The 24,398-nt window shown below is 72.6% G+C and carries 24 protein-coding genes; 12 read left to right on the top strand and 12 right to left on the bottom strand.

Annotation, left to right across the window (positions count from 1 at the left end):
* Together ADK86_RS34640 and ADK86_RS34635 are read right to left on the bottom strand one after the other, a co-directional pair.
* Positions 1–369: Ig-like domain-containing protein (locus tag ADK86_RS34640; protein ID WP_234346209.1), on the bottom strand; the 369-nt coding region annotated here is incomplete at its 3' end.
* 219 nt (positions 370–588) lie between these two features.
* Entirely contained in the window at positions 589–969 is a 381-nt protein-coding gene (locus tag ADK86_RS34635; protein WP_053700175.1) for a hypothetical protein, read from the bottom strand.
* A gap of 109 nt (positions 970–1,078) precedes the next feature.
* Here ADK86_RS34635 and ADK86_RS34630 point away from each other — a divergent pair, with 109 nt between their 5' ends.
* Complete coding sequence (locus tag ADK86_RS34630; protein WP_078952454.1) at positions 1,079–1,408, top strand: hypothetical protein; 330 nt, start codon at positions 1,079–1,081, stop codon at positions 1,406–1,408.
* Between the two features lie 121 nt (positions 1,409–1,529).
* On the opposite strand, the gene hutH is transcribed toward ADK86_RS34630, so the two are convergent.
* From hutH to ADK86_RS34605, 5 genes are all read right to left on the bottom strand, one after another.
* Complete coding sequence (hutH, locus tag ADK86_RS34625) at positions 1,530–3,074, bottom strand: histidine ammonia-lyase (protein ID WP_053700174.1); 1,545 nt, start codon at positions 3,072–3,074, stop codon at positions 1,530–1,532.
* Positions 3,075–3,189: 115 nt separating this feature from the next.
* Positions 3,190–4,278 carry a GGDEF domain-containing protein gene (locus ADK86_RS34620; RefSeq protein WP_053700180.1) on the bottom strand — a complete coding sequence of 363 codons (1,089 nt, stop codon included), beginning with the start codon at positions 4,276–4,278 and terminating at the stop codon, positions 3,190–3,192.
* 199 nt (positions 4,279–4,477) lie between these two features.
* Positions 4,478–5,272: an enoyl-CoA hydratase/isomerase family protein gene (locus tag ADK86_RS34615; protein ID WP_053700173.1), complete on the bottom strand. Its 795-nt coding sequence runs from the start codon at positions 5,270–5,272 to the stop codon at positions 4,478–4,480.
* A gap of 120 nt (positions 5,273–5,392) precedes the next feature.
* Positions 5,393–6,655 carry an adenylate/guanylate cyclase domain-containing protein gene (locus ADK86_RS34610; RefSeq protein ID WP_053700172.1) on the bottom strand — a complete coding sequence of 421 codons (1,263 nt, stop codon included), beginning with the start codon at positions 6,653–6,655 and terminating at the stop codon, positions 5,393–5,395.
* 225 nt (positions 6,656–6,880) lie between these two features.
* The gene (locus ADK86_RS34605) at positions 6,881–7,771 is read right to left on the bottom strand and encodes a biotin--[acetyl-CoA-carboxylase] ligase (protein ID WP_053700171.1); all 891 of its coding nucleotides are present in this window, start codon (positions 7,769–7,771) and stop codon (positions 6,881–6,883) included.
* Between the two features lie 141 nt (positions 7,772–7,912).
* Between ADK86_RS34605 and ADK86_RS34600 the strand changes: the two genes are divergently transcribed.
* The 3 genes from ADK86_RS34600 (at position 7,913) to mmpB (ending at position 9,998) form a co-directional block, all read left to right on the top strand.
* Entirely contained in the window at positions 7,913–9,502 is a 1,590-nt protein-coding gene (locus ADK86_RS34600; protein ID WP_053700170.1) for an acyl-CoA carboxylase subunit beta, read from the top strand.
* 67 nt (positions 9,503–9,569) lie between these two features.
* Positions 9,570–9,785 (top strand): acyl-CoA carboxylase subunit epsilon, encoded by a 216-nt coding sequence (locus ADK86_RS34595; protein WP_053700169.1) that lies wholly within the window; start codon positions 9,570–9,572, stop codon positions 9,783–9,785.
* An 81-nt stretch (positions 9,786–9,866) separates the two neighbouring features.
* Complete coding sequence (gene mmpB / locus ADK86_RS45330) at positions 9,867–9,998, top strand: morphogenic membrane protein MmpB (protein WP_003981923.1); 132 nt, start codon at positions 9,867–9,869, stop codon at positions 9,996–9,998.
* Between the two features lie 28 nt (positions 9,999–10,026).
* Here the strand turns inward: mmpB and ADK86_RS34590 are convergent, their stop codons facing one another.
* On the bottom strand, positions 10,027–10,437 hold the full coding sequence (locus tag ADK86_RS34590; RefSeq protein WP_234346207.1) for a DUF3995 domain-containing protein: 411 nt from the start codon (positions 10,435–10,437) through the stop codon (positions 10,027–10,029).
* A 378-nt stretch (positions 10,438–10,815) separates the two neighbouring features.
* On the opposite strand from ADK86_RS34590, the gene ADK86_RS34585 reads away from it, so the two are divergent.
* The gene (locus ADK86_RS34585) at positions 10,816–12,285 is read left to right on the top strand and encodes a peptidoglycan D,D-transpeptidase FtsI family protein (protein WP_053700167.1); all 1,470 of its coding nucleotides are present in this window, start codon (positions 10,816–10,818) and stop codon (positions 12,283–12,285) included.
* Between the two features lie 96 nt (positions 12,286–12,381).
* The gene (locus ADK86_RS34580) at positions 12,382–13,002 is read left to right on the top strand and encodes a Maf family protein (RefSeq protein WP_053700166.1); all 621 of its coding nucleotides are present in this window, start codon (positions 12,382–12,384) and stop codon (positions 13,000–13,002) included.
* 30 nt (positions 13,003–13,032) lie between these two features.
* On the opposite strand, the gene ADK86_RS34575 is transcribed toward ADK86_RS34580, so the two are convergent.
* A complete protein-coding gene (locus tag ADK86_RS34575; RefSeq protein ID WP_053700165.1) occupies positions 13,033–15,804 on the bottom strand; it encodes a lantibiotic dehydratase in 2,772 nt (923 codons plus the stop codon).
* 296 nt (positions 15,805–16,100) lie between these two features.
* On the opposite strand from ADK86_RS34575, the gene ADK86_RS34570 reads away from it, so the two are divergent.
* Both ADK86_RS34570 and ADK86_RS34565 read left to right on the top strand, forming a co-directional pair.
* Positions 16,101–16,841, top strand: coding sequence for a TetR/AcrR family transcriptional regulator (locus ADK86_RS34570; RefSeq protein WP_053700164.1), 741 nt, complete (start codon positions 16,101–16,103; stop codon positions 16,839–16,841).
* On the top strand, positions 16,838–17,125 hold the full coding sequence (locus ADK86_RS34565; protein WP_053700163.1) for an antibiotic biosynthesis monooxygenase family protein: 288 nt from the start codon (positions 16,838–16,840) through the stop codon (positions 17,123–17,125). Before ADK86_RS34570 ends, ADK86_RS34565 begins: the two co-directional genes overlap by 4 nt.
* Before the next feature lie 170 nt (positions 17,126–17,295).
* Here the strand turns inward: ADK86_RS34565 and ADK86_RS34560 are convergent, their stop codons facing one another.
* The gene (locus ADK86_RS34560; protein ID WP_053700162.1) at positions 17,296–17,505 is read right to left on the bottom strand and encodes a DUF2180 family protein; all 210 of its coding nucleotides are present in this window, start codon (positions 17,503–17,505) and stop codon (positions 17,296–17,298) included.
* A 287-nt stretch (positions 17,506–17,792) separates the two neighbouring features.
* Here ADK86_RS34560 and ADK86_RS34555 point away from each other — a divergent pair, with 287 nt between their 5' ends.
* Together ADK86_RS34555 and ADK86_RS34550 are read left to right on the top strand one after the other, a co-directional pair.
* Positions 17,793–18,524: an IclR family transcriptional regulator gene (locus ADK86_RS34555; protein ID WP_053700161.1), complete on the top strand. Its 732-nt coding sequence runs from the start codon at positions 17,793–17,795 to the stop codon at positions 18,522–18,524.
* Between the two features lie 52 nt (positions 18,525–18,576).
* Positions 18,577–19,413, top strand: coding sequence for an MOSC domain-containing protein (locus ADK86_RS34550; RefSeq protein ID WP_053700160.1), 837 nt, complete (start codon positions 18,577–18,579; stop codon positions 19,411–19,413).
* Here ADK86_RS34550 and ADK86_RS34545 read toward each other — a convergent pair.
* Positions 19,385–19,843, bottom strand: a complete 459-nt coding sequence (locus ADK86_RS34545) for a hypothetical protein (protein WP_234346214.1) — start codon at positions 19,841–19,843, stop codon at positions 19,385–19,387. The two genes, ADK86_RS34550 and ADK86_RS34545, sit on opposite strands and share 29 nt — an antisense overlap.
* Before the next feature lie 421 nt (positions 19,844–20,264).
* Between ADK86_RS34545 and ADK86_RS34540 the strand changes: the two genes are divergently transcribed.
* Complete coding sequence (locus ADK86_RS34540) at positions 20,265–22,034, top strand: acetyl/propionyl/methylcrotonyl-CoA carboxylase subunit alpha (RefSeq protein ID WP_030586707.1); 1,770 nt, start codon at positions 20,265–20,267, stop codon at positions 22,032–22,034.
* A 212-nt stretch (positions 22,035–22,246) separates the two neighbouring features.
* Positions 22,247–23,095: an NAD(P)H-binding protein gene (locus ADK86_RS34535; RefSeq protein ID WP_053700158.1), complete on the top strand. Its 849-nt coding sequence runs from the start codon at positions 22,247–22,249 to the stop codon at positions 23,093–23,095.
* A 44-nt stretch (positions 23,096–23,139) separates the two neighbouring features.
* Here ADK86_RS34535 and ADK86_RS34530 read toward each other — a convergent pair whose 3' ends face one another.
* Entirely contained in the window at positions 23,140–24,321 is a 1,182-nt protein-coding gene (locus ADK86_RS34530) for an alpha/beta hydrolase (protein WP_053700157.1), read from the bottom strand.
* Between the last annotated feature and the right edge of the window lie 77 nt (positions 24,322–24,398).

The raw sequence follows: 24,398 nt of genomic DNA, 5'->3' as shown, positions 1-24,398 counted from the left end.
GGCGGTGATCGTGTACTTGGTCGAGCGCTCCAGCTGCTTCTTCGGCTTCCAGGAGCTGCCGTCGGCGGCGAGGGTGCCCTCGACGGGCTTCTTGTTCTCGCCCGAGGTCATCTGTACGTCGGTCAGCTTGCCGCCGGTGACGCTGACCTTGGCGTCGCTGCTGATACCCGCGTCGGCCGAGCCGTTCTCCGGCGATATCTTGATCTTGGCTTCGGAGGCGTCCTTCGCCGCCGCCTCGTCGACCTTCTTCGTGTTGTCGTGGCCGCCCTCGTCACCGGCGTCGCCACCGCCGCACGCTCCGAGGGTCAGCACACCCCCGAGCAGCGCTGCAGTGGCTATCAGGCCCTTGCGACGCTTGCTGTCCGTCATCACACGACTCTCCATTGCCTTGCTGCCGAACCCGGGAACCCCCGAGCCGGGCGCCGCACCGCAGACTGCCGGGCGACACCTCAGGAACGTCTGTTCCGTTTCGTCCGTTCCATACGTAGGACAGCTGTGGCAAATACCACGCAACCCCCGGACGGGGTCGGGCGTCGTCCGGGGGTGCGCGGTGCCGGTGGCGAGGAGCGCCCGGCGTGCGGTTCCGCCTCAGAAGCGGACCCGCACCCCGTCCGCGGTCTCCGCGCCCTCGGGTTCGTCGTCCTCCGGGTAGCCCTCGTCCTCCGCGTCGTCCCCGAGGACCCACTCCGCGTCCGCGTCGTAGTCGATCTCCTCGCTGCTCCACGACGCCTGGGTCAGCTCCACCCCGGGCACGTCCTCGACCAGGTCGAAGGGGTCCACGAGGTACGCCAGGGCCTCCGCCGGATCGTTGTGCACCGTTTCCCGCGCATGACCGCGCTCCTCCGCGGGCAGGGACGGGTCGGCGTTGATGTGGTCGAGTGCGGCGCCGGTCAGCCGGTCCGAGTCCGCGACCTCCATGACCAGTTCGACATGGAGCCGGACAAACCGTGATGTCTCGTCATTGCTCATGTCTGGGAGCGTAAGCACCAGCCGGTCCTGACTTCCCCACGACCCGCGGCTGTCACTAACATCTGTTGTCAACGGTCAATTTGCCGAGCCCACAAGGGGGATCGTTTCCGTGCCCGTGACCGCACGTCGACCACTGCTGACCGCCGCAGCCGCGGGATCGGTACTGCTCGCGCTGTGGTTCGTACCGTCCGCGAACGCCACCGTCGAACACGGCGAACGGACGACGCACACCCCCCGCTCGGCCCAGCAGGACCCGACCACGCAGCCGCAGTCCGCCGGCCAGGCGCAGCAGGACGCGCAGCGGGAGCCGGACGCGCTGCTCGCGGACACCGGCGCCTTCGACACCACGCCGTACGTCATCGGCGGCGCGGCCTTCCTCGGCATCGGCGCCGGCCTGGTCGGCTTCTCCGTCCGCCGTACGCGCGGCAGCGAGGTCTGAGCGGGGCCCGGAGCCGCCCGTACAGCTTCGACCTGCGAAGAGACCCGGCAGCCAGCCGGCAGCAACCTGGCAAAGAAGCACCGGACCGCGCGCGGACCGATCCGCGCGCGGTCCTTGCCCGTCAGGCCAGTTCGCCGGTGACCTGCTCCACCGTCTCCACCAGCCGGCCGCTGCGGACGAAGTCGTACGCCGCCTCCAGGTCAGGTGCGAGGAAACGGTCCTCTCCCGGGCCCTGGACGCCCGCGGCGCGTACGGCTGCCAGCACCGCGCGGGTGGCGGGCGCCGGGGTCAGGCCGTCGCGCATCTCCACCGCCCGGGTCGCCGCGTACAGCTCGACGGCGAGCACCCGGGTCAGGTTGTCCACGGCCGTACGCAGCTTGCGCGCCGCCGACCAGCCCATGGAGACGTGGTCCTCCTGCATGGCGGAGGACGGGATGGAGTCCACCGAAGCAGGCGCCGCCAGCCGCTTCAGCTCGCTGACCAGCGCGGCCTGCGTGTACTGAGCGATCATCAGACCGGAGTCGACGCCCGGGTCGGCGGCCAGGAACGCGGGCAGGCCGTGCGAGCGGTTCTTGTCCAGCAGGCGGTCCGTACGGCGCTCGGCGATCGAGCCGAGGTCGGCCGCGGCGACGGCGAGGAAGTCCAGGACGTAGGCGACCGGCGCGCCGTGGAAGTTGCCGTTCGACTCGACCCGGCCGTCCGCCAGGACCACCGGGTTGTCGACGGCCGCGGCCAGCTCGCGGCTCGCGACCAGGCGGGCGTGGTCCAGGGTGTCCCGGCCCGCGCCCGCGACCTGCGGGGCGCAGCGCACGGAGTACGCGTCCTGGACGCGCGGGGCGTCGTCCTGGTGGTGGCCGGTGAGGCCCGAACCGGCCAGGACCTTGAGCATGTTGGCGGCCGAGGCGGCCTGCCCGGGGTGCGGGCGGATGGCGTGCAGTTCGGGCGCGAGCACCTTGTCCGTACCGAGCAGCGCCTCCAGGGAGAGCGCGGCGGTGATGTCCGCGGTGGTGAAGAGGCGGGCCAGGTCGGCACAGGCCATGATCAGCATGCCGAGCATGCCGTCGGTGCCGTTCAGGAGGGCCAGGCCCTCCTTCTCGCGCAGCTCGACCGGCGCGATGCCGTGCTCGGTGAGCAGCTCGCCGGCCGGGCGTACGACGCCGTCGGGGCCCTCCGCCTCGCCCTCGCCCATCAGCGTCAGCGCGCAGTGCGACAGCGGCGCGAGGTCGCCGGAGCAGCCGAGCGAGCCGTACTCGTGGACGACCGGGGTGATCCCGGCGTTGAGGATCTCGGCCATGGTGGCGACGACCAGCGGCCGCACGCCGGTGTGCCCGGAGGCCAGGGTCTTCAGGCGCAGGAACATCAGCGCGCGCACCACCTCGCGCTCGACCCGCGGCCCCATGCCGGCGGCGTGCGAGCGCACGATGTTGCGCTGGAGCTGGGCCCGCAGGTCCGGGCTGATGTGGCGGACGGCGAGGGCGCCGAAGCCCGTGGAGACGCCGTAGACCGGATCCGGTTTGGCGGCGAGGTCGTCGATGACCGCGCGGGCGGCGGCGACCGCGGCCGTGGCCTCCTCGGACAGCTCGATACGGGCGGCGCCGCGGGCGACGGCGATGACGTCCTGTGCGGTCGTGCCGGACGTCCCCAGCACCACAGTGTGCATATCCATATTCAGGCACCCTAGAAGCTGAATCCCTGGATGTCACCACTGGATGCGCAGCGGCCCCGGCAACGCCGCCGCACGACCGTGTCACCGGCCGGAGCGCGGCCACCGTAGGGGGACCTCACCGCCGGAACCGGCGCCGTTCCGTCGTCGAGGCGCGCTCCGGGGCGTCGGCCAGGCGTACCACCGGATCGTCCGTACCGCCGTCCCGGCCCGCCACCACCGGGCCGCGGGAGCCGGCGCCCTTCGCCCGGTACTGGGCGGCGTCGGCCAGCCGGAACAGGCGCCGCGCGGAGCGCACCGGACCGATCGGGTCGCCGGTCGAGGCGACGCCGACGGCGACGCCCTCGCCCAGTTCCAGTTCCGCGGCCCGGTCGCACAGCTCGGCGGCCACCTTGGCCACCTCGTCGGCCGGCGGACCCACCGTGAGCAGGCAGAACTCGTCGCCGCCGAGGCGGGCCGCGAGGGCGCCCGGCAGTATGGCGCCGCACAGGGAGAGCACCGAGCCGAAACGTTCCAGCAGCCGGTCGCCGACGGCGTGCCCGCACGAGTCGTTGACCCGCTTCAGCCCGTTCAAGTCGCAGACCACCAGGCTCACCACCGCGCCGTCCCTGCGGTGCCGCTCCAGCGCCTCGTCGAGCCGCATGTCGACCGCGCGGCGGTTGGCCAGGCCGGTCAGGGAGTCCGTGAACGCCAGCCGGCGCGCCTCCGCCAGCCGCTCCGTCTGCGCGATCCCGGCGGCGGTCACCGCGGCCAGTACGGTGGCGAATTCCGCGTCCGCCCGCGTGAAGACCGGCTCCCCGGCCGAGCGGGCCACGTACAGCTCGCCCCACGCGCGCCCGTGCAGCACGATCGGCGCGACCACACAACAGCCCCGGCCGCGGCGGCGCAGCGCGGCCACCCGCTGGTGGTTGTACGGACCTTCCTGCGCCAGGCCGTCGGCGGTCTCGACCCACGCGTCGGGCTGGCCGCCCCCGGCCCACTGCTCGTGCAGGAATCCGACGATCTCCGGGAACTCGTGCACCGGATACGCCTCGTCCCGGGGGAACTCTTCCTCCCCCTCGGCCAGTTCACCGACGTTGACCAGCACTTTCAGCCGGCCCAGCTCGCGCTCCCAGGCCGAGATCGCCGCGAAGGAGCCCCCTATGGCGGCCCGCACGCCCTCCGCCGCGGCCCGCACGGACTCACGCGGGGTGTGCGCGGCCGCCATCGCCTGTGCGAGTGCCACCACGGCCCGAAGCCTGTCGTCACCCTCGTCCGTCACCGGACCTCACATTCCGTCACCGTGCGCGCTTCGTATCACTACAGCGTAGGAATGTTCGGGGCCGTTCGCCTTTTCCGGATGGACACGGTGCGTTACCCCGCCGGGCGGGCCGGGCCCGCCCGGCCCGTGGGCGCGGCGGCGGTCCTCACTCCCCCGGCCACTCCGGCCGCCGCTTCTCGTTGAAGGCGGCCACGCCTTCCGCCCGGTCGCCGGAGAACGCCACGCTGCGCCAGGCGCCGTCCTCCAGGTCCAGGCCGGTCCGCAGGTCGAGGCCGTGGCCCAGGCGCAGGGCGCGTTTGGCGGCGCGCAGGCCGACCGGGGAGTTCCGCGCGATGCGCCCGGCCAGGGCCAGGGCCTCTTCGGTGTCCCGGCCCTCGTCGACCAGCTGGTCCACGAGTCCCAGCTCACGGGCCTCGGCCGCCTCCACCCGCCGCCCCGTGAAGATCAGCTCCGCCGCGCGGGCCGCGCCGACGCGCCGGGGCAGCAGCTGCGTACCGCCGCCGCCCGGGATCACGCCCACCGACACCTCCGGCAGGCCGACCACGGCCGTACGGTCCGCCACGATCAGGTCGCAGGCGAGCGCCAGCTCGTAACCGCCGCCGAGCGCGAAGCCGTGGACGGCGGCGATGGTGGGCATCGGCAGCTCCAGGACGCCGGTGTAGGCGGCGCGGGCGCGCGGGCGCTGCCGCATCAGGTCGGCGTCGCTGAAGGAGTTGCGCTCCTTCAGGTCGGCGCCCACGCAGAAGGCGCGCTCGTGGGTGGAGGTCAGGACGGTGACGCGGACGTCGCGGTCGGCCGCGAGGGTGTCGCAGGCGGTGGTGACGGCGTCCGCCATGGCCGTGGACACGGCGTTCATCGCCTTGGGCCGGTCGAGCCGCAGCTCGGCGACGTGGCCGTGGCGGTGTACGCCGACGAACTCCCCGAAGCGTTGCGTGTCCATGCAGCACCCTCCCTGGTCAACGGTGGTTCGACAACGACCGGCAATGGTCGTTAACGATCGTTCGCCACTCTAGCCAGGGGGTGCCGCTGCCGGAACGGGATGGATCACACGCACCGGGGTTCAGGTACGGCGGCTCAGCAGCCAGGGCTCCACGACGCCCAGTCCCCGCACCGGCCGCTGCCACATCGGCTGGAGCGCGAAGCGGTACTCGGGCAGCGGTCCGGCGCCGCCCGCCGCGGCCTCGGCGGCGGCCTTCGCGTCGGCCTCGGAGACCGGCGCCTCGCCCGTACGCCCCAGCTCCTCCGCGAACGCCTCGTCCACCAGCACCGTGTCCTTCGGCGCTATCGACGTGAGCCGGCTGGCCAGGTTCACGGTGGTGCCGAAGACGTCGCCCATCCGCGTCGTGACCGTGCCGAACGCGATGCCGACGCGCAGCTCCGGCATCGTCTCGTCGTTGGCCATGGTCTCGATGAGGCGCAGGCCGATCTCGGCCGCGATGCCCGCGTCGTCGGCCGCGAACAGGACCTCGTCGCCGAGCGTCTTGATGAGCCGGCCGCCGTGCGCGGCGACCAGGTCGGCGGCGGTGGTCTCGAACGCCTCGACCAGTTCGCCCAGTTCCTCCTCCTCCAGGCGGCGGGTGAGCCGGGTGAAGCCGACGAGGTCGGCGAAGCCCACCGCGAGCCGCCGGTCGACCATCTCCGCGTCGTCCTGCGCCTGCACGACGCGGCCGGTGGCGGCGGCGAGCTGGCGGCGCCAGACGTAGACGAGGAACTCCTCCAGCTCGGGCAGGAGCAGTTCGACGAGGGGATAGGTGATCTCCGTACGGGTCAGGCCGGAGTCCTGGGGCTCGGTCAGGCCCTCCAGGAAGGAGTCGATCTGCCAGTCGGCGAGCCGGGCCGTGGTCTGCCCGGTGGAGCGGGCCACCTGGACCGCCATCGCCTCGCTGAGCAGCCCGGCCTCCACCAGGCCCGCCAGCCGCCGCAGCGCCAGCACGTCGGCCTCGGTCAGCGCCTTGACCTGGCCGATGTCGGCGAAGCCCATGGCGCGCCAGAAGCGGGAGGCCAGCTCCATGGAGACGCCCGCGCTGCGGGCGGCCTGGAAGGGGGTGTAGCGGCGGTCGGCGCCGAGGATGAGCTGTTCGAGGCGGATGGCGATGGTGTCGTCGTCACCGGCGTCGCCCGCGCCGTCGGCCCGCGCCACGCCGTTCACCGCGCCGTCCGCGGCCCCGGCGCCCGCCGCGCGGCCGCCGGTACGCGTGGCGGTGCCGTCGGCGGACGCGCCGCCGTCCGTCCGTGCCGGGTCCCCCTCACTGCGAGCAGCCCCCGTCTCACGAGGGGCGATGTCCGCTTCGCGCGGGCCGGCGCCCGAGTCGTCGGCGGTCACCGCCCGCTCCCTGTCCGTTCCCTGCGCACTGCCCTTCCGATCACTGCTCGCTCGTCGTCCGCTGCACGGCGGACCGCCTCAACGATACGGCAGGTGTGCTCTGGCTCACTCTCCCGCCTCGTCGCTTTCGCCCCCAACGACACATAAGTGCGATTGCTCCCGAGGTTTCTTGACCAGGATCTGATCGTTCTTGACCGCTATACGGACGCAAACGTGGACAGCCCGCTACTCCTGCCCCGCCGGCCGCAGGTGCACGATGTCGCCCGCGTCGACCGGCTGCTGCATCCCCTCCTCCGTCGCGAGCACCAGCCGCCCGTCCCCGTCGATCGCCACCGCCTCGCCGCGCAGCTCCCGGTCGCCGGGCAGCTGGGCCCGTACGGTCCGGCCGAGCGTGGCGCACCCGGCGGCGTACGCGTCCTGGAGGCGGCAGGCCGCCGCGTCGCCGTCCGCCGCGGTCCACTGTCCGTACCAGTCCTCGACCGACCGCAGCACCGCCCGCAGCAGCGGGTCGCGGTCGGTGACCTTGGCGCCGGCCAGGGCCAGCGATCCCGCGCCCGGTACGGGCAGCTCCTCGGCGCGCAGCGTGACGTTGAGGCCGATGCCGATCACCACGCCGTCCCCGGCGCGCTCCGCGAGGATGCCGCCGGCCTTGCGCTCCTCGTCGCCGACCGTGACCAGCAGGTCGTTGGGCCACTTCAGGGCGGTGTCCACCCCGGCGGTGCGGGCCACCGCACTGGCGGTCGCCACCCCGGCGAGCAGCGGCAGCCAGCCCCAGCGCTCCACGGGCACCTTCGGCGTCAGGTAGAAGGAGAAGAAGAGGCCGGAGCGCGGCGGCGCCGACCACCGGCGGTCCAGCCGCCCGCGCGCGGCGGACTGCTCCTCGGCGACGAGGACGACCCCTTCGGACAGCCCGGCCGCGGCCCGCGCGGTGAGGTCGGTGTTGGTCGAGCCGGTGGCGGGCACCACATCGAGGTCGGTCCACAGCGCGCCGGGCCGCAGCAGCGCGCGGCGCAGCGCCGTGTGGTTCAGCGGCGGGCGCTCCAGGTCGGACCAGCGCCCCCCGGCGCCGGTCCCCGAATGGTCTTTGTCCTGGTTTTCCGGTGGTTGAGGCGTCATGGCCCCAGCCTAGGTGTGGTCAACGACGCAGTGCCGCTGAGCAGTCCCGCCGATACGCTACGAATCGGTAGCCATCCCCGTTCAACCCCCGTACCACCTTCGTACGAGCACCAGTCCAGGACGAGCAGGAGCCGCATCCCGATGTCCGAGCCGGAAGCACACATCACCACGACCGCGGGCAAGCTGGCCGATCTCCAGCGCAGGATCGAGGAGGCCACCCACGCCGGGTCGGCGCGGGCCGTGGAAAAGCAGCACGCGAAGGGCAAGCTGACGGCGCGTGAGCGCGTGGAGCTGCTGCTCGACGAGGGCTCGTTCGTCGAGCTGGACGAATTCGCGCGGCACCGCTCGACCAACTTCGGCCTGGAGAAGAACCGGCCGTACGGCGATGGTGTGGTGACCGGCTACGGCACCGTCGACGGCCGTACGGTCTGCGTCTACTCGCAGGACTTCACCATCTTCGGCGGTTCGCTGGGCGAGGTCTACGGCGAGAAGATCGTCAAGGTGATGGACTTCGCCCTGAAGAACGGCTGCCCGGTCGTCGGCATCAACGACGGCGGCGGCGCCCGTATCCAGGAGGGCGTGGCGGCGCTCGGCCTGTTCGCGGAGATCTTCCGCCGCAATGTGCACGCCTCCGGCGTGATCCCGCAGATCTCGCTGATCGTCGGCCCGTGCGCGGGCGGCGCGGTCTACTCCCCCGCCATCACCGACTTCACGGTCATGGTCGACCAGACCTCGCACATGTTCATCACCGGGCCCGACGTCATCAAGACCGTCACCGGCGAGGACGTGGGCTTCGAGGAGCTGGGCGGCGCCCGGACGCACAACACCACCTCGGGCGTGGCGCACCACATGGCGGGCGACGAGAAGGACGCCATCGAGTACGTCAAGGCGCTGCTGTCCTACCTGCCGTCCAACAACCTCTCCGAGCCGCCCGCCTTCCCCGAGGAGGCGGACCTGGAGACCTCGGACCACGACCGCGAGCTGGACACGCTGATCCCGGACTCGGCGAACCAGCCGTACGACATGCACACCGCCATCGAGCACGTCCTCGACGACGGCGAGTTCCTGGAGACGCAGGCGCTCTTCGCGCCGAACATGATCACCGGCTTCGGCCGGGTGGAGGGCCACGCGGTCGGCATCGTCGCCAACCAGCCGATGCAGTTCGCGGGCACGCTGGACATCAACGCGAGCGAGAAGGCGGCGCGGTTCGTGCGCACCTGCGACGCGTTCAACGTGCCGGTGCTGACCTTCGTGGACGTACCGGGCTTCCTGCCGGGTACGGACCAGGAATGGGACGGCATCATCCGGCGCGGCGCCAAGCTGATCTACGCGTACGCGGAGGCCACGGTTCCGCTGATCACGGTCATCACCCGCAAGGCGTTCGGCGGCGCGTACGACGTCATGGGCTCCAAGCACCTGGGCGCCGACCTGAACCTGGCCTGGCCGACCGCGCAGATCGCGGTGATGGGCGCGCAGGGCGCGGTCAACATCCTGCACCGCCGCACCCTCGCCGCGATCGAGGACCCGGCCGCGCAGGACGCCCGCCGCCAGGAGCTGATCCAGGAGTACGAGGACGCGCTGCTCAACCCGTATGTCGCGGCCGAGCGCGGCTACGTGGACGCGGTGATCATGCCGTCCGAGACCCGTCGGCACATCGTGCGCGGGCTGCGCACGCTGCGCAACAAGCGCGAGTCGCTGCCCCCGAAGAAGCACGGCAACATCCCGCTGTAGGGGCGCCCGTGCCCGTCAGCAGCGCTGTCCGCCGTTCGCCGCAACCCCTCAAGGAGGTCGGTCGATCATGATCAAGGTCGTCCGGGGCAACCCCACACCCGAGGAGCTGGCCGCCGCACTGGCGGTGGTTCGCACCCGCGCGGCGGCCGCCGCTGCCGCCGCGTCCGCCACCCCCGGTCCGGAGCGTACGGACGAATGGGCCGACCCGGCGTCCACGATCCCGCGCCGCCGGCTGCCGCACCCGGGGCCGCGGGCGTGGCGCACGAGCTACTGGCCGCGCTGAACCCGCCGTAGTCCCCATACCCGTCGGCGCTTGAGTACGCGTACTCAGGCGCCGACGGCGTTCCCGGCGCAGGATCGAAGGATGCTGTGGTCCGATCCGCCCGACGAGCCCCCCGAGGAGCTGCGCCAGGTACAGGCGATGCTCCGCCGGATGGGCATCGTGCTGGCCGTGGCCGCCGTGGTGCTGATGGTCATGCTGGTCGGCGGGGCCTGAGCGGGCTGGATCACCCGCCCACGGCGTGTCAGCGCCTGCTCGCGGCTATCGCGACCACGCCGCTCAGGACGCCGAGTGCCACACACAGCGGCGAGTACAGGAAGCTGTTCAACCGCTGGAACTCGACGGCGGCTCCGGAGTTCATGAAGTACCCGCCCAGGCCACGGACGAGCAGCACCACGGCCAGGCCGTACATACCCACCAGCCGAAGCCGGTGCGGGCCGATCGCCGGGACGGACTCGTTGACCATGAGGGTGAGCACGGCGCCGCCGACCAGTGCCAGGCCTACCAGAACCGTGCTCGGTGCCGACGGCATCACACCGTCGTCGCTGCCACCGATCGTCTTGGTGAACGTCACCGCGTCCTTCATCGGCCAGGTCGAGAAAGCCCAGATGAAGTGCAGCACGCCGATCGCCGCGAGGACAACCGCCAACCCCACAGGGACCACAGTGCGAACCATGCCCAACGCCTCCCCCTCGTCACCCGCATGGGAACGGGCCCAGTATGTCAACCACGCTGTCCGCACGGTCAGTTGGGGTGGCTTGCCCGCGCGGGGCGGGGGCGCGGGCGGGGAGCCCGGCCCGGCTCGTCCGCACCCGGTGCCGGGCGGCGGGAGACCCGGCCACGAACAGCTCCCGCTGCGGACATCACAGGACATCTCCGCAACGAGAACAGACAAAGAGGACCAGCTCACACACCCCGCCTGCAACCGCCGTCCCCACTTGGGACATCCTTTACCTCTGAAGGCCGCAATTCGGGCGCCCGTACGGCCCGGTCCGCGCGGCACCGGGCCGTACGGCAAGGGGAGTGGAGAGCGATGAACAGGCCGCTGAGACACATAGCCGTCTTCTGCGGGGTACTGGTGCTGGCGCTGCTGGTGCGCGCCACCTGGGTGCAGTTCGTCCAGGCGGACGCGCTGGCGAACGACGACAACAACCGCCGGGTGAAGATCGAGGCGTTCTCCTATCCGCGCGGCAACATCATCGTGGGCGGCAAGCCCATCACCGGGTCCGTCGAGACGGCCGGCGACTTCAAGTACAAGCGGGTCTACAAGGACGGCCCGATGTACGCGCCGATCACCGGCTACGCCTCGCAGTCCCAGGGCACCACGTTCCTGGAGGGCGTCTACAAGGACATCCTCAGCGGCAAGGACGACCGGCTCTTCCTCAAGCGCGCCAAGGACGTGCTGACGGGTGAGAAGCCGCGCGGCGGCGACGTGCTGACGACGATCAACGAGAAGGCGCAGCGCACCGCGTACAAGGCCCTGACCGACCTGAACGCCAAGGGCGCGGTGGTCGCCCTGGAGCCGGCCACCGGCAAGATCCTGGCGATGGCGAGCACGCCGTCCTACGACCCGTCGGTCTTCGCGGGCAGTTCCTTCAAGGAGGGCGACAAGTACACGTCCCTCATCAAGGACAAGTCCAAGCCGATGAACAACCGGGCGTCCCTGGAGATCTACCCGCCCGGCTCCACGTTCAAGATCCTCACCGCCGCCGCGGCCCTGGAGCACGGCATCGTCCCGGACATCGACACCCCGGTGCAGGCCCCGGTGCCGTACACGCTGCCGCAGACGGCCACCAAGGTCGGCAACGACATCACCACCGCGCCGTGCGCGAACGCGTCCCTGAAGGTCGGCATGCAGTGGTCCTGCAACAACACCTACCTGGAGGCGGCGAACCGGCTCGGCACGGACAAGATGCGCGAGACGGCGGAGAAGTTCGGCTTCAACCAGAAGATCTTCACCCCGGTGCGCACGGCCACCAGCGGCTACCCCAAGAAGCTGGACAAGCCGCAGACCGCGCTGACCGGCATGGGCCAGGGCAGCCTGACCAGCACCCCGCTGCAGATGGCCATGGTCGTCGCCGGGCTCGCCAACAACGGCAAGGTCATGCAGCCGTACATGGTCGAGGAGACCCGCGGCCCCGACCTGTCGACGATCGAGAAGTTCGAGCCCAAGGAGCTGAGCCAGGCCGTCTCCGAGAGCACCGCGAAGAAGGTGCAGGAGATGATGGAGAACACCGCGGAGAACGGCACGGCGAAGAAGGCGCTGATCGACGGCGTCAAGGTCGGCGCCAAGACCGGCACCGCCCAGCACGGCGCGAACGTCCGCGACGAGCGCCCGTACGCCTGGTTCGTCTCGTACGCCAAGCAGGGCAACGGCTCGCCGGTCGCGGTCGCGGTCTTCGTCGACCCCTCGGACATGGACATCCCGCGCAAGGAGATCGCCGGCGGCAAGCTGGGCGGCCCGATCGCCAAGAAGGTCATGGAGGCCGTGCTCGGCAAGTGAGCGGGCCGCCGGACGGCATGGAGCGGGGCGGGCGTCGCAGGGCGCCCGCCCCGTTCCGTTCGTACCGCGCCCGCGCCGCTCCGTACGATGGCGGTCATGACCGTTCAGCCCCGCGCCGCCGCCCGCCGTCTCGTCCTCGCCTCCCAGTCCCCCGCCCGGCTCGGCCTGCTGCGCCAGGCCGGGCTCGCGCCCGAGGTCGTCGTCAGCGGGGTGGACGAGGACGCGATCACCGCCGACAGCCCGGCCGAGCTGGCCCGGGTGCTCGCCGAGGCGAAGGCGGACGCGGTGGCCGCGCGCCCGGAGGCCGCCGGCGCCCTGGTCATCGGCTGCGACTCGGTCCTCGAACTGGACGGGCGGGCGCTCGGCAAGCCCGCCGACGCCGAGGACGCGACCGCCCGCTGGAAGTCGATGCGCGGCCGGTCCGGCGTCCTGCGGACGGGCCACTGCGTGATCGACACGGCGGACGGGGGCCGCCGGGTGTCGGCCACCGCCTCCACCACCGTCCGCTTCGGCGAGCCGAGCGACGCGGAGATCGCCGCGTACGTGGCCTCCGGCGAACCGCTGTACGTGGCGGGCGCCTTCACCCTGGACGGCCGGTCGGCCCCGTTCATCGACGGCATCGACGGCGACCCCGGCAACGTCATCGGCCTGTCCCTGCCGCTGCTGCGGCGGCTGTTGGCGGAGCTGGACGTGGCGATCACGGATCTCTGGGCGTAGCCCGCTGCTCCCTGTCTCTCCATCTGTCTCTCAATGGATGGGGTCCGCCTCGGCGTCGCGCCCGCTGGGGGCGAGCGGTGCGGGAGGGTGGGTCCCGCCGTGCAGGGCGGCGGCCGCGGACGCCGCGAGATCGCCGATCGCGCGGTCGTGCGGAAGTCTGATGAGCAACTGGGCGGCGACGTACGCGCCGTCGCGGCTCCGGCCGCCGTCCCGGTGCGCGCGGTCGCGCAGCACCAGGCCGTCCGGCCCGGGCAGCATCTCCTCGACCAGCAGTTCGCCGGCGTTCTGCTGAGCGCTCTCTTGGGCGCTCCCTTGGGTGAGCAGCCGGTCGATGACGCGCAGTGTGGGCAGTGCCGTGAGGTCGGCCGGTACGGGTTCGGTGCCCGCTCCGTAGCGCAGGAACGCGTACCGCGGCAGGCCGGCCGCGCGGCGCAGGGCCGCGAGGGTGCGTACCTTGTCCAGGTCGGTGGCGTCGGCGCGCCACAGTGCCGTACGCGGCAGCCGCCAGACGGCCGGGGAGACGACCAGCCGTCCGCCCACCGTCAGCCGGGGCAGCCGCTCGGCCCGCGGGAAGGCGCCCGCCAGCCCGTCGAGCTGGACGCCGTACGCCGTCGCGGGGTGGCTCGCGGCCATCAGCAGCCGCAGCAGCACGTCGTACGGCGGCAGGGCGCCGCGCGTCCCGTGGTGGACCGGCACGATGCGCCGCCCGTCCGCCTCCGCGATCACCCGGCCGCCGTCGCGGCGCAGCGTGATGCGGTCGAGCGGCAGGTAGCGGGCCGTGCCGGGGCCCGGGGCCGTCCCGTAGTACGGCGCGGGGTCGGGGTCGCCGGTCCACCAGCTGGTGACCAGGGGGCGGCGTACGGCGTTGGCCGCGCGCTCGGCCGGCGGCGGCACCAGCACTTCGACGAACCGTACGCCCGCCTCCCGCTCGACGGCGGCGAGGAAGGCGCGGTGGCGCTCGGCGTTGCCATAGCCGCCGTGCAGGGCGTGCAGCGCGTCGGCGAACCGGGCGTCGAGCAGGCCGGCGGGTGAGGCCGTCTCCAGGACGGCCAGCGGGCCGGGACCGGCGAGGGGCCGCACCAGGCAGTCGACGGGCCAGGGCGGCAGGACGGCGGTGCCCGCGGGCGCGTCGAAGGTGTCGAGCAACGCATCGGTGAGGTCCACCTGTTGTGCGTCGCCGCGGGTGGCGAGGTGGGCGAGCAGGCGCGCGTATCCGGAGTGCGCGGTGCGGGCCGGGTGCCAGCCTTCGTAGCGGTGGCGGGTGGAGGGGGTGTCCGGTGGCGGCTCGGGGGCGGGCCACTGGTCGGCCAGGAGATCCCTGAGGAGGCGAGGGCGCTCGTCCAAGCCGCGCGACTCGTCGCGCAACTCCCGTGCGGGCGAGCCGGGTTGGCGGTCGGCCTCGCGCAGTGCGGCCAGGCGGGCCGCGGTGCGCAGGGCATCGCGTACGGCATCGACGGCCGTAGCGGGCACCGTGGCCGCACCGGAGCCCGCTCCCTCGGCCATCCGGTACGAGTCCACGAACTCCGCGTCCCCCAGCGGCTCCGTACACGGCAGCCGGTCCCGTTCGCGGACGGCCACCGCCGGGGTCCACGCGCTGCGCCGGCGATGCGGGGCGGCGCAGACCCGGAGGACGCCGAGGCCGTGCAGGTGGGCGAGGAAGCCGCGCAGGACGCGGCGGGCGCCGTCGTCCGCCGTGCCGGTTCCCGGGCTGATGCCGGACCCGGCGCCGGACCTGGTAACGGTGCCGGCTCCGGGCCCCGGCCCGCGGCCCGTGGTGCCCAGCAGCGCCGCCTCGATCTCCCCCAGCGGGCGGGGCCCTTCCGCCAGCAGCGTCAGTACGGCGTCCAGCGGCCGGGTACGGCGCAGTTCGACCTGGCGCAGCCGGTCCCGTACGGCCGGATCGATCACCCAGAACCGCACGGCGCCGCCCGCGCGGAAGTGCAGCGGCGCGGGGGCGAGCGGGGTCGCGGGGTCCGCCGTCGTCAGGTCCACGGTGCTCAGCCGGGTCCGCGCCGCATGCACGTTCTCCGCTGCCTCGGACGCCATCGGGCCCAGCGCCGTACCGGGCGCGAGCAGCGGCGGCGGCTCGTCCGGGAGCGTACGGCCGGGCTGCGGACGGGGTTCGAGCGGCACCGGCGCGACCTGGCCGACCCAGCCGCGCGGTGTGGTCTTCACCGCGGCCCGGCCGAGCGCCCGCCACAGGTACGCGGCACTCTTGCGCAGGCGCTTGCCGCTCCAGGACTCGCCGTGCGCCAGCCGCCGTTCGACGGCCGGTATCAGTTCCGGCGCCGCGTCGGCCAGGAAGGCACGCATGACCGGGCTCGCGAAGGCCAGCGCCCAGCCCAGCGCGCCCACGCGGTCCGCTTCGTCCGCGACCGCGCGCTCCAGTTCCCGGCGGGTACGGGACAGCCCTACGCCGATCCGGTGCACCGCGACGGCCTCGTGCACCAGGCCCTCCGGGACGGCGGCCAGGGACTCCAGATACGCGCAGTCCGCTTCGCCGGGGGCCGCGCCGGCGTGCAGGCGGCGGCGCAGGGCCAGGACGGTTCCGCGGTCGGTGCCGGCGAGTTCGGGGTGCGGGACCACGGTGGCGCCCAGTTGTCCGGCGAGGGCGCGGGCGCGGTCGGCCTGCTGCTGCCGCGCGCGGTCGTACTCGCCTGCACGGTCGAAGAGCTGCGGGTTCCCGGCGCGGGTCCAGATCTCGGCGGGTATGCCGGCGGTGCGCAGGAGGGCTGCCGGGGTGGGGGTGTCGGGCCCGCACGTATCCGCCGCTCCGGCCTCGTGTGCGTCCGTGTTATCCACGCAGTGGTCCAGGAGAGATCACCCGGTCCGCGCCCGGCGCGACCGGAACCCTGCCGAGCGAGGTACCACGGCCGTCGCGCGGACAGTCAGCCTGAAGATCGGCGACCGGCAGCATCCCTACCTCCTCACGAACCGGGCACGGGGCGCTCTTCGCCCTCCTCGCCCGCCCTCCTCGCATGGTGGCCCCGGTACGCCGCCGTCGCACGCGGAGCGGGTTCCAGGACGGTTCACGGACGGTGACGGGGAACCGAGGCGCAGCCATTGCGGCCGCGCGCCGGCACCCGTAACATACATACATGGATGTACGTAAGAGCAGCGCGGCGGATCGGCCCGCGGGACGGGATGCGGCCCGGCAGCACCGTGTCGCGCACCCCCGCACCACGCAGGCCGACCGCCGTGCACGCACCCGTGCCGCGCTGCTCGAATCGGCCGCCCGGGGCCTGTCCCGATACGGCTACGGCAACCTCAGGCTCGAACAGGTCGCCCAGGACGCCGGTTACACCCGCGGCGCGCTCTACCACCAGTTCACGGGCAAGCAGGACCTCACCCTGGCCGTGACCGAATGGGTGCTGGACACCTGGTGGCAGGAGGTCGGCGTGTTCGTCGAGCGGGCGCCCGACCCGATCGCGGCGCTGCTCACGCTGGCGCGCGGGCACGCCGTCTACTGCCGCCGCGACATCGCCCGGGTGGCGATGGCGCTGCGGCTGGAGTTCGCCGGGCAGGACCACCCGGTCGGCCGCGCGGTCGAGCAGGGCTACCGCGATCTGCTCGACCGCTGCACCGCCCTGATCGAGGCGGCGCGCGAGGCGGGAGCGATCCCGGATACCCCGGACGGCCCGCCCGCCGGGACCCTCGCGCTCGCCTTCGTCGGCGCGATCGAGGGCACGTCGATCGCCCTGTCGGGACACGCCCCGCACGACGCACCGCTCGTGGCCAGAGCCGCCACCGGCGCGCTCGGCCTCACGTACGACCCCGGGGAGCACACGGACCCGGGCCGCACCGCTCACCGTCGGACCATACGGAGGGAAACGTCATGAAGGTCGCCATGGTGGGACACCACTACCCGCACGCCGCGCACCGCGAGGAATTCGTCTCCCGCGTCCACCGCACCGCCGAAGTGTTCCGCCGTACGCCCGGCTGCCTGTCGGCGGACTATTGGCTGACGGCGGACGGCGACGCGGTGGTGTCGATCGTGCAGTGGGAGTCCGAGGAGGCGTCCCGCGCGTCGCTCGCCGCCGTGCAGGCGGCGCCCGAACTGGACCTTGTCTACGACGAGCGGGAGGTGCGCCCGCGCGAGATCGTGCACCTGGTGGCGCCCTGACCTGCGCGGGCGCTCCGCAGGGTTAGGGCGTGTCTTTTGGATCAGCCTGGAGCAGCCCGCGGCGGTGTCCGTGGGTGATGCGACAACGCCGCGAGGTGCCGTGCCTGGGGGCACCTCCCAGCGGCAGCTGGGGGAGCGTCGCGGGCCCAGGATGATCCGAAAGACACGCCCTACGCCGCTGCCGTGGCGGCGTGCCGGCAGTGGGTGCACAGCAGGCGGCGGCCCGCCGTGTGGGACGTGCTGCGGCCCAGGCCCGCCGTCCGGTGGACCGTGCGCGGGACCGCGGCGGCGTGCGCGGCGCACGCCGCCGCACCGCACTCCGCGCAGACGGCCAGCGCGGCGGTCGCGCTGCCGAGTTCCGCACAGTCGAAGCACTGCATTGAGATGACTCCCGTTGAGCTAGGTTCCGAGATCGCGTTCGCGTTCCGACATCGGAAAAGTGGTGGCCCTGCGCAGAGCAACCGCATCCGGGAGCCGGACATTCCGGATTCCCCCGAGCGGTGACGACCGTCACGGCCCGTCCCCGGATTCCGGCCCGGCCCCTCCGCATCCGATGCACCCCCTCCGTAAAGCTGTGCGAGCCTGGAAGGCCGCCTGCGCACGCCGCGCACCCCGCACCCGTACCGCCCCGCACCCGCCCTCATGCCCGCCCCGGAGGAAGCCCCCCATGCCGCAGTCCGTCGACCGTGCCCTGGACCTGCTCGACGCGGTCGCCGAGGCGGCGGAGCCGGTACCGGCCAAGGTGCTGGCCCGGCAGCTGGACTGCGGCCTGTCCACGGTCTACGACCTGCTCGGCTCACTGACCGAACGCGGCCATCTGACCCGTACGCCCGCCGGCTACACCCTCGGCTACCGCGTACCGGCCCTGCACCGCGCGTTCCAGCGGCAGTTGCGGATCGACGAGCGGGTGCACGAGATGCTGGTGCGGCTGCGCCGGTCGTCCGGCGCGGACGTCTTCTTCAGCACGTACCGGGACGGCGGGATCGCCGTGCTGGACGGCGCCGCAGGCCCGGACTCCGCCTTCTCCGTCGGCCAGGACACCGCCGCCCACGCCACGGCACACGGCCGCGCCCTCCTGGCCGCCCTCCCGGCCGCCACCCGGCGCCAGTACCTGACCACCAGCGGCCTGCCACCCCGCACCCCGCACACCATCACCACCTCCGACCGCCTGGAACGCGAACTGCGCCGGGTCCGCCGGGACGGAGTCGCCGTGGAACGCGAGGAGTCCGTATCCGGCATGGCCTGCATCGCCGTCCCGGTCCCCGTACGCCCCGGCGGCCCCGGCACCCCGCCCACCGCACTCACCGCTGTCTCGGCCGCCCTCCCGGTGGCCGACTTCGCCCGGCTGCGCGGGCCTCTGACGGAGGCGCTGCGGCGGGAGGCGGCGGGGCTGGGCTGAAGTCGCGGCGCTAGGTTGGCAGCATCATCGCGCGGAGGAACGGGGGAAGCACATGGCCAGTAAGGCCACGATTGCGGAGCTGACGTATTACCCCATCAAGGGCTGCTCCGGAGTGTCGGTGAGTACGGCGGAGCTGACGCCCGCCGGGCTCGCGCACGATCGCAGTTTCATGGTGACCGGCACGGACGGGGTGTTCCGGAGTCAGCGGCGTGATCCTGTGATGGCGGTGATCCGTCCGGAGATCAGCCAGGACGGTCAGCACATGACGTTGCGCGCGCCGGGGATCGAGGCGCTGTCCCTGGATGTGGACGCTTCGTCCGTGCCCAGGGATGTGGAGATGTTCAAGGCGCCCTACCGGGGCATCGATCAGGGGGATGCCGTCGCCGGGTGGCTGACCGAGGTGCTCGGTGCGCCGAGTCGGCTGGTGCGGGTGCCGGAGGACCATGGGCGGGTTACGGACGGGCTGACGCCCGGGACGTCCGGGTACGCCGACAGTTGTGCGCTGCATGTCGTGTCCCGGGCATCGCTGGAGCTGCTGCACGCGCGGCTCGCGGAGCGGGGGGCGGCGGCGCTGCCGATGGACCGGTTCCGGCCGAACATCGTGGTGGACGGGTGGGACGAGCCGCATACCGAGGACCGGGTGCGTCATATGCGGGTCGGCGAGGCCGAGTTGGGGTACGCCAAGCTCGCCGTGCGGTGCGCCGTCACCACCGTCGAGCAGTCCTCCGGCGCGCGGACCGGGCCCGAGCCGCTGCGGACGCTGGCCGACTACCGGCGCGCGACCGGTGGTGGCGTCGTGTTCGGCGCCAAGTTCGCCGTGCTGCGGCCGGGCAAGCTGTCGGTGGGGGACGAGGTGGCGGTCAGCTCGTGGGGTGAGTCGGAGCGGTAGCGGGCGGTGCGCTGCCGCCGGGCCCGTATGCCGTTCCGTACGCCGTCAGCGTCAGTACCAGCAGCGCCAGGACGGCCATCAGCAGCGCGAACGCCGTCCAGCCGACCAGGCCGACCGCGAACGCGCCGAGGACGGCGTGCACCACCGCGCAGGTGATGAGCACGATGCGGCCGAACGTGCCCGGCGGGCGGTCGCCTACCGCGATGCGGGCCAGGAGGACGGCGCAGCACACCAGGTAGAGGGCGAAGACGGCGCCGAGCACCCAGGCGCCGGTGGACATCGCGGCGGGGTCCATGCCCGCCATGGACATGTCCTGCTTGTCCACCACGACGCTCAGGACGTAGTTGAGGAAGAGGATGGCGAGCGCTTCCAGTACGAGTACCACCGCCGCCACCCACGCCACCGGTCTGCGTGCCGCCACCCCGTCCACCCACTTTCCGGCCGCTGCACTGTTACCGCGAGTACGAAGGACCACCGCGCACGCTACTCCTGAGTACCCCCCGCTCTACAAGAGGCCGGATACGGGTAAGAGCCGGGAGCGGAAGCGGACGCGGCCCCCGGACGCAGACGCGGGCAAAGTTTCCTTCGCCCATTCGTAGGGACTCCACAAAGAAACGGGGTTCCGCCGGAGGACGGCCGGGCGAGACCTTGCCCACATTTTGATCACCGCACGGCCCCCGGAATACGGGCCTTACCCTGGGATACCGGGGACTTCGGTCCCGGACCCGCACCGGACGCACGCTCCGTGTGGGCAAGCTCACTACCGGGAACGGGTCGGCACGCGGTGTCGCCAGTCCCTAAACTCGCGACGTCCTAATTTGTTGCGGCGAAGCGCCAAGGAGGAACCGATCGTGCGCAAGGTGCTCATCGCCAACCGAGGCGAAATCGCTGTCCGCGTAGCCCGTGCATGCCGGGATGCCGGAATCGGGAGCGTAGCCGTCTACGCCGACCCTGACCGGGACGCCCTGCACGTCCGCGCGGCAGACGAGGCCTACGCCCTGGGCGGTGACACTCCTGCCACCAGCTACCTCGACATCGCCAAGGTCCTTGCCGCCGCCGCCGATTCGGGCGCCGACGCCATCCACCCCGGTTACGGCTTCCTCTCCGAGAACGCCGAATTCGCGCAGGCCGTCCTCGACGCCGGACTGACCTGGATCGGCCCCCCGCCGCAGGCCATCCGCGACCTCGGCGACAAGGTGGCGGCCCGTCACATCGCGCAGCGCGCCGGTGCGCCGCTGGTCGCCGGCACCCCCGACCCGGTCTCCGGTGCGGACGAGGTGGTGGCCTTCGCCGAGGAGCACGGCCTGCCGATCGCCATCAAGGCGGCCTTCGGCGGCGGCGGGCGCGGCCTGAAGGTGGCCCGCACGCTGGAAGAGGTCCCGGAGCTGTACGACTCCGCCGTACGCGAGGCCGTGGCGGCCTTCGGTCGCGGCGAGTGCTTCGTCGAGCGCTACCTGGACCGCCCGCGGCACGTGGAGACCCAGTGCCTGGCCGACAAGCACGGCAACGTGGTCGTCGTCTCCACCCGTGACTGCTCGCTCCAGCGCCGCCACCAGAAGCTGGTCGAGGAGGCGCCCGCGCCGTTCCTGAGCGACGAGCAGAACGCCGAGCTGTACCGCGCGTCCAAGGCCATCCTCAAGGAGGCCGGCTACGAGGGCGCGGGCACCTGCGAGTTCCTGGTGGGCCAGGACGGCACGATCTCCTTCCTGGAGGTCAACACCCGCCTCCAGGTCGAGCACCCGGTCACCGAGGAGGTCACCGGCCTGGACCTGGTCCGCGAGATGTTCCGGATCGCCGACGGCGAGGTGCTGGGCTACGACGACCCGCCGGTGCGCGGCCACAGCTTCGAGTTCCGTATCAACGGCGAGGACCCGGGCCGCAACTTCCTCCCGGCCCCCGGCACGGTCACCACGTTCGAGGCCCCGGCCGGTCCCGGTGTGCGCCTGGACGCGGGCGTGGAGTCCGGCTCGGTCATCGGCCCGGCCTGGGACTCGCTGCTCGCCAAGCTGATCGTCACCGGTGCCACCCGCGAGCAGGCGCTGCAGCGCGCCGCCCGCGCGCTGGACGAGTTCACCGTCGAGGGCATGGCCACCGCCATCCCCTTCCACCGCACGGTCGTCAAGGACCCGGCGTTCGCGCCCGAGCTGACCGGCTCCGCCGAGCCGTTCCAGGTGCACACCCGCTGGATCGAGACCGAGTTCGTCAACGACATCAAGCCGTTCGCCGCGCCCGGCACGGACGAGGCCGAGGCGGACACCCGCGAGACGGTCGTCGTCGAGGTCGGCGGCAAGCGCCTGGAGGTCTCGCTGCCGTCCTCGCTGGGCATGCCGCTGGCCCGCGCCGCGGTCGCCGGGGGCGCCAAGCCCAAGCGCAAGGCGGCCAAGAAGTCCGGCTCCGCGGCCTCCGGCGACACCCTCGCCTCGCCGATGCAGGGCACCATCGTCAAGGTCGCCGTCGAGGAGGGCCAGGAGGTCGCCGAGGGTGACCTGGTCGTCGTCCTGGAGGCGATGAAGATGGAGCAGCCGCTGAACGCCCACCGCTCCGGCACCATCAAGGGCCTGACCGCCGAGGTCGGCGCCTCGCTGTCGTCCGGCGCGGTCATCTGCGAGATCAAGGACTGAGGCCCGGGAGGGGCATGGCGGCGTACGGAGATCCGTACGGGCCTGCGAACGTCCCTCCCGGCCGTCGGCGCGGGGTCCGTGGCGCATGAGTGCCACGGACCCCGCGCCGTTTTTCTGCGCCGGGAACCCGCGCTCTCCCATGCCGGAAAACGGTGACGCCCGCCCCGCCCTCGCGGACAGAAGTCGTCCGCATCGCTTCCTATGGTCCAGCCATGACGGAAACGCAGAAAGTCCTTGTCACCGGCGCCACCGGAACCGTCGGCCGCCAGGTCGTCGCCGAACTGCTCGCCCGCGGCCACGCGGTCCGCGCCCTCACCCGCGACCCCGCCAAGGCGGACTTCCCGGCGGGCGTCGAGGCCGTACGGGGCGACCTGACCGACCCCGACAGCCTCGTACCGGCCCTGGAAGGGGTCACCGGCCTCCACCTGATCACCTTCGGCGGGGCCTTCTTCGCCCCGCTGGAGACCGGCCCGCGCATCCTGGAGCTGGCCCGCGCGGCCGGCGTACGCCGCGTCACCGTGCTGCACGGCGGCGGCCCCTCCCCCCTGGAGGACGCGGTGCGGGCCGACGACGGGGTGGACTGGACCGTCCTGATGCCGGTCGAGTTCATGTCCAACGCCCTGGAGTGGGCGCCGGGCATCGTGGACGCGGACGAGGTCCGCGAGCCGTTCGCCGACCGGCCGAGCGCCATGGTGCACGAGGGCGACATCGGCGCCGTCGCCGCGGTCGCTCTCACCGAGGAGGGCCACGCGGGCCGGGAGTACGTGATCACCGGGCCGGAGCTGCTGACCGTCGGCGACAAGGTGGCCGTCCTCGCCGCCGCCCGCGGCCGGGAGATATCCCTGGTCGAGCTCACCCGCGAGCAGGCCGTCGCGCAGTGGCGGGCCGCCGGCCGGCCGGAGGACGTGATCGGCTTCCTGCTGGAGATGTACGGGAACACGCCGGAGGTGGGCCGTACGGTCGTCGACACCGTCGAGAAGGTCACCGGCCGTCCCGCCCGTACCTTCGCCGAGTGGGCCGCCGAGCACGCGGCCGCCTTCGGCGCGACGGGCACCGTGTAACGCCGGTTCGGACCGGCGGGGGCACGCCCCGCCGGGTCACCGGCTCACGAAGTGCCCACCACGTCCTGCGGGAACGTCAGCTGCCGGCCCATCCACTGGAGCGCGGCGGGCAGTTCGCGCCGCCAAGTGGCGAAGTTGTGGCTGCCCTGGTCGAGGATGATCGACTCGGCCTTCATCGGCGGCTTGACCGCGCTCAGGAACTCCTTCGCCGCCGGGTAGTTCTTCTCGCCCTCCCGGCTGGTGCCGATCAGCACCGACACCTGCGGCGCGGGCAGGTGCGCCAGCCGCCACATCAGGTCGTGCTCCCGCTTGCGCTTGGCGCGGTCCTTGTCGTCACCGAAGAGGTTGCCGGTGGTGGGGTCGCTGGTGACCTTGTAGTCGGGCGAGAGGGCCGCCGCCGAGGTGTACGTGCCGGGGTGCCGCATGGTCAGCTGGAGGGCGCAGCTGCCGCCGGACGAGTAGCCGAGCACGCCCCAGCCGCCCGGGTCGTGCCCGACCCGGTAGTGCTCCTTGAGCGCGGTGGGCAGATCGCTCGCGAAGAACGTTTCCGCTTGCGGGCCGCCCGGCACGTCCACGCACTGGGTGTCGCGCGGCGGCGCGATGGTGGGCCGCAGCATGACGATCACGGTGGGCTGCATCTTGCCCCTGGCGATCAGGTCGCCGGCGGTCTGCGTCACCCGCAGGTGCTGGGCCAGCAGGTAGTGGCCGCCCGGGTAGCCGCTGATCGCGACGACGACGGGGAAGCGCTGGCGTTCGTACTGCTTCTGGAAGTACTGCGGCGGCAGGTAGACGTACGCCGGGTCCACGGCCTTGGTGCGCTTGCCCACGATCCGTACGGACTCCACCCGGCCGACCTTGTCGGGCGCTCCCTTGGGGAGGCCGTGCACCTTGTCCAGGCCCTCGGCCCCGGCGGGCTGCACGAGGCCCTTCGACGGGTCGCCGGCCGGGCCCGCTTCCCCGTCGCCCCACTTGGCGACCGCGCCCGGGGCGTCGTCGTACAGGCCGAGGAGTTCGTGCCAGGAACCGTAGAACTGGAAGTTGGCGTTCACGACGAGGCCGAGCGCGGCGACGATGGACAGCTGTGTGGCCAGGATGGACCCGATCCGGCCCAGCCAGGCCAGCGGCCCCTTCTTGGCGAAGCGCGGCCACTGCCAGAGCGTGAGTCCCACGCACACCACGGCGACCGCGATCATGGTGTACAACAGCGATCGGCTGGTCAGTTCCATTGCTTCCCCAGGTGTTCCCGCACGCGTTCCGACGGTCTCCGCAGAGCCCATTGCGCCAGGTTTGATGCCTCCCTGGG

This window comes from Streptomyces sp. NRRL F-5755 (assembly GCF_001279365.1).
Taxonomy (GTDB): domain Bacteria; phylum Actinomycetota; class Actinomycetes; order Streptomycetales; family Streptomycetaceae; genus Streptomyces; species Streptomyces rimosus.
Note: the sequence above shows the minus strand (reverse complement) of the source record. Positions and strands in the feature narration are given on the sequence as shown.

Coding starts and splice junctions, on each gene's coding strand:
- ADK86_RS34560 (WP_053700162.1), bottom strand. CDS start 17,505: ATGCAGTGCTTCGACTGTGCGGAACTCGGCAGCGCGACCGCCGCGCTG.
- ADK86_RS34570 (WP_053700164.1), top strand. CDS start 16,101: ATGGATGTACGTAAGAGCAGCGCGGCGGATCGGCCCGCGGGACGGGAT.
- ADK86_RS34605 (WP_053700171.1), bottom strand. CDS start 7,771: ATGACGCCTCAACCACCGGAAAACCAGGACAAAGACCATTCGGGGACC.
- ADK86_RS34555 (WP_053700161.1), top strand. CDS start 17,793: ATGCCGCAGTCCGTCGACCGTGCCCTGGACCTGCTCGACGCGGTCGCC.
- ADK86_RS34530 (WP_053700157.1), bottom strand. CDS start 24,321: ATGGAACTGACCAGCCGATCGCTGTTGTACACCATGATCGCGGTCGCC.
- hutH (WP_053700174.1), bottom strand. CDS start 3,074: ATGGATATGCACACTGTGGTGCTGGGGACGTCCGGCACGACCGCACAG.
- ADK86_RS34635 (WP_053700175.1), bottom strand. CDS start 969: ATGAGCAATGACGAGACATCACGGTTTGTCCGGCTCCATGTCGAACTG.
- mmpB (WP_003981923.1), top strand. CDS start 9,867: ATGCTGTGGTCCGATCCGCCCGACGAGCCCCCCGAGGAGCTGCGCCAG.
- ADK86_RS34535 (WP_053700158.1), top strand. CDS start 22,247: ATGACGGAAACGCAGAAAGTCCTTGTCACCGGCGCCACCGGAACCGTC.
- ADK86_RS34585 (WP_053700167.1), top strand. CDS start 10,816: ATGAACAGGCCGCTGAGACACATAGCCGTCTTCTGCGGGGTACTGGTG.
- ADK86_RS34595 (WP_053700169.1), top strand. CDS start 9,570: ATGATCAAGGTCGTCCGGGGCAACCCCACACCCGAGGAGCTGGCCGCC.
- ADK86_RS34600 (WP_053700170.1), top strand. CDS start 7,913: ATGTCCGAGCCGGAAGCACACATCACCACGACCGCGGGCAAGCTGGCC.
- ADK86_RS34565 (WP_053700163.1), top strand. CDS start 16,838: ATGAAGGTCGCCATGGTGGGACACCACTACCCGCACGCCGCGCACCGC.
- ADK86_RS34580 (WP_053700166.1), top strand. CDS start 12,382: ATGACCGTTCAGCCCCGCGCCGCCGCCCGCCGTCTCGTCCTCGCCTCC.
- ADK86_RS34620 (WP_053700180.1), bottom strand. CDS start 4,278: ATGGCGGCCGCGCACACCCCGCGTGAGTCCGTGCGGGCCGCGGCGGAG.
- ADK86_RS34615 (WP_053700173.1), bottom strand. CDS start 5,272: ATGGACACGCAACGCTTCGGGGAGTTCGTCGGCGTACACCGCCACGGC.
- ADK86_RS34550 (WP_053700160.1), top strand. CDS start 18,577: ATGGCCAGTAAGGCCACGATTGCGGAGCTGACGTATTACCCCATCAAG.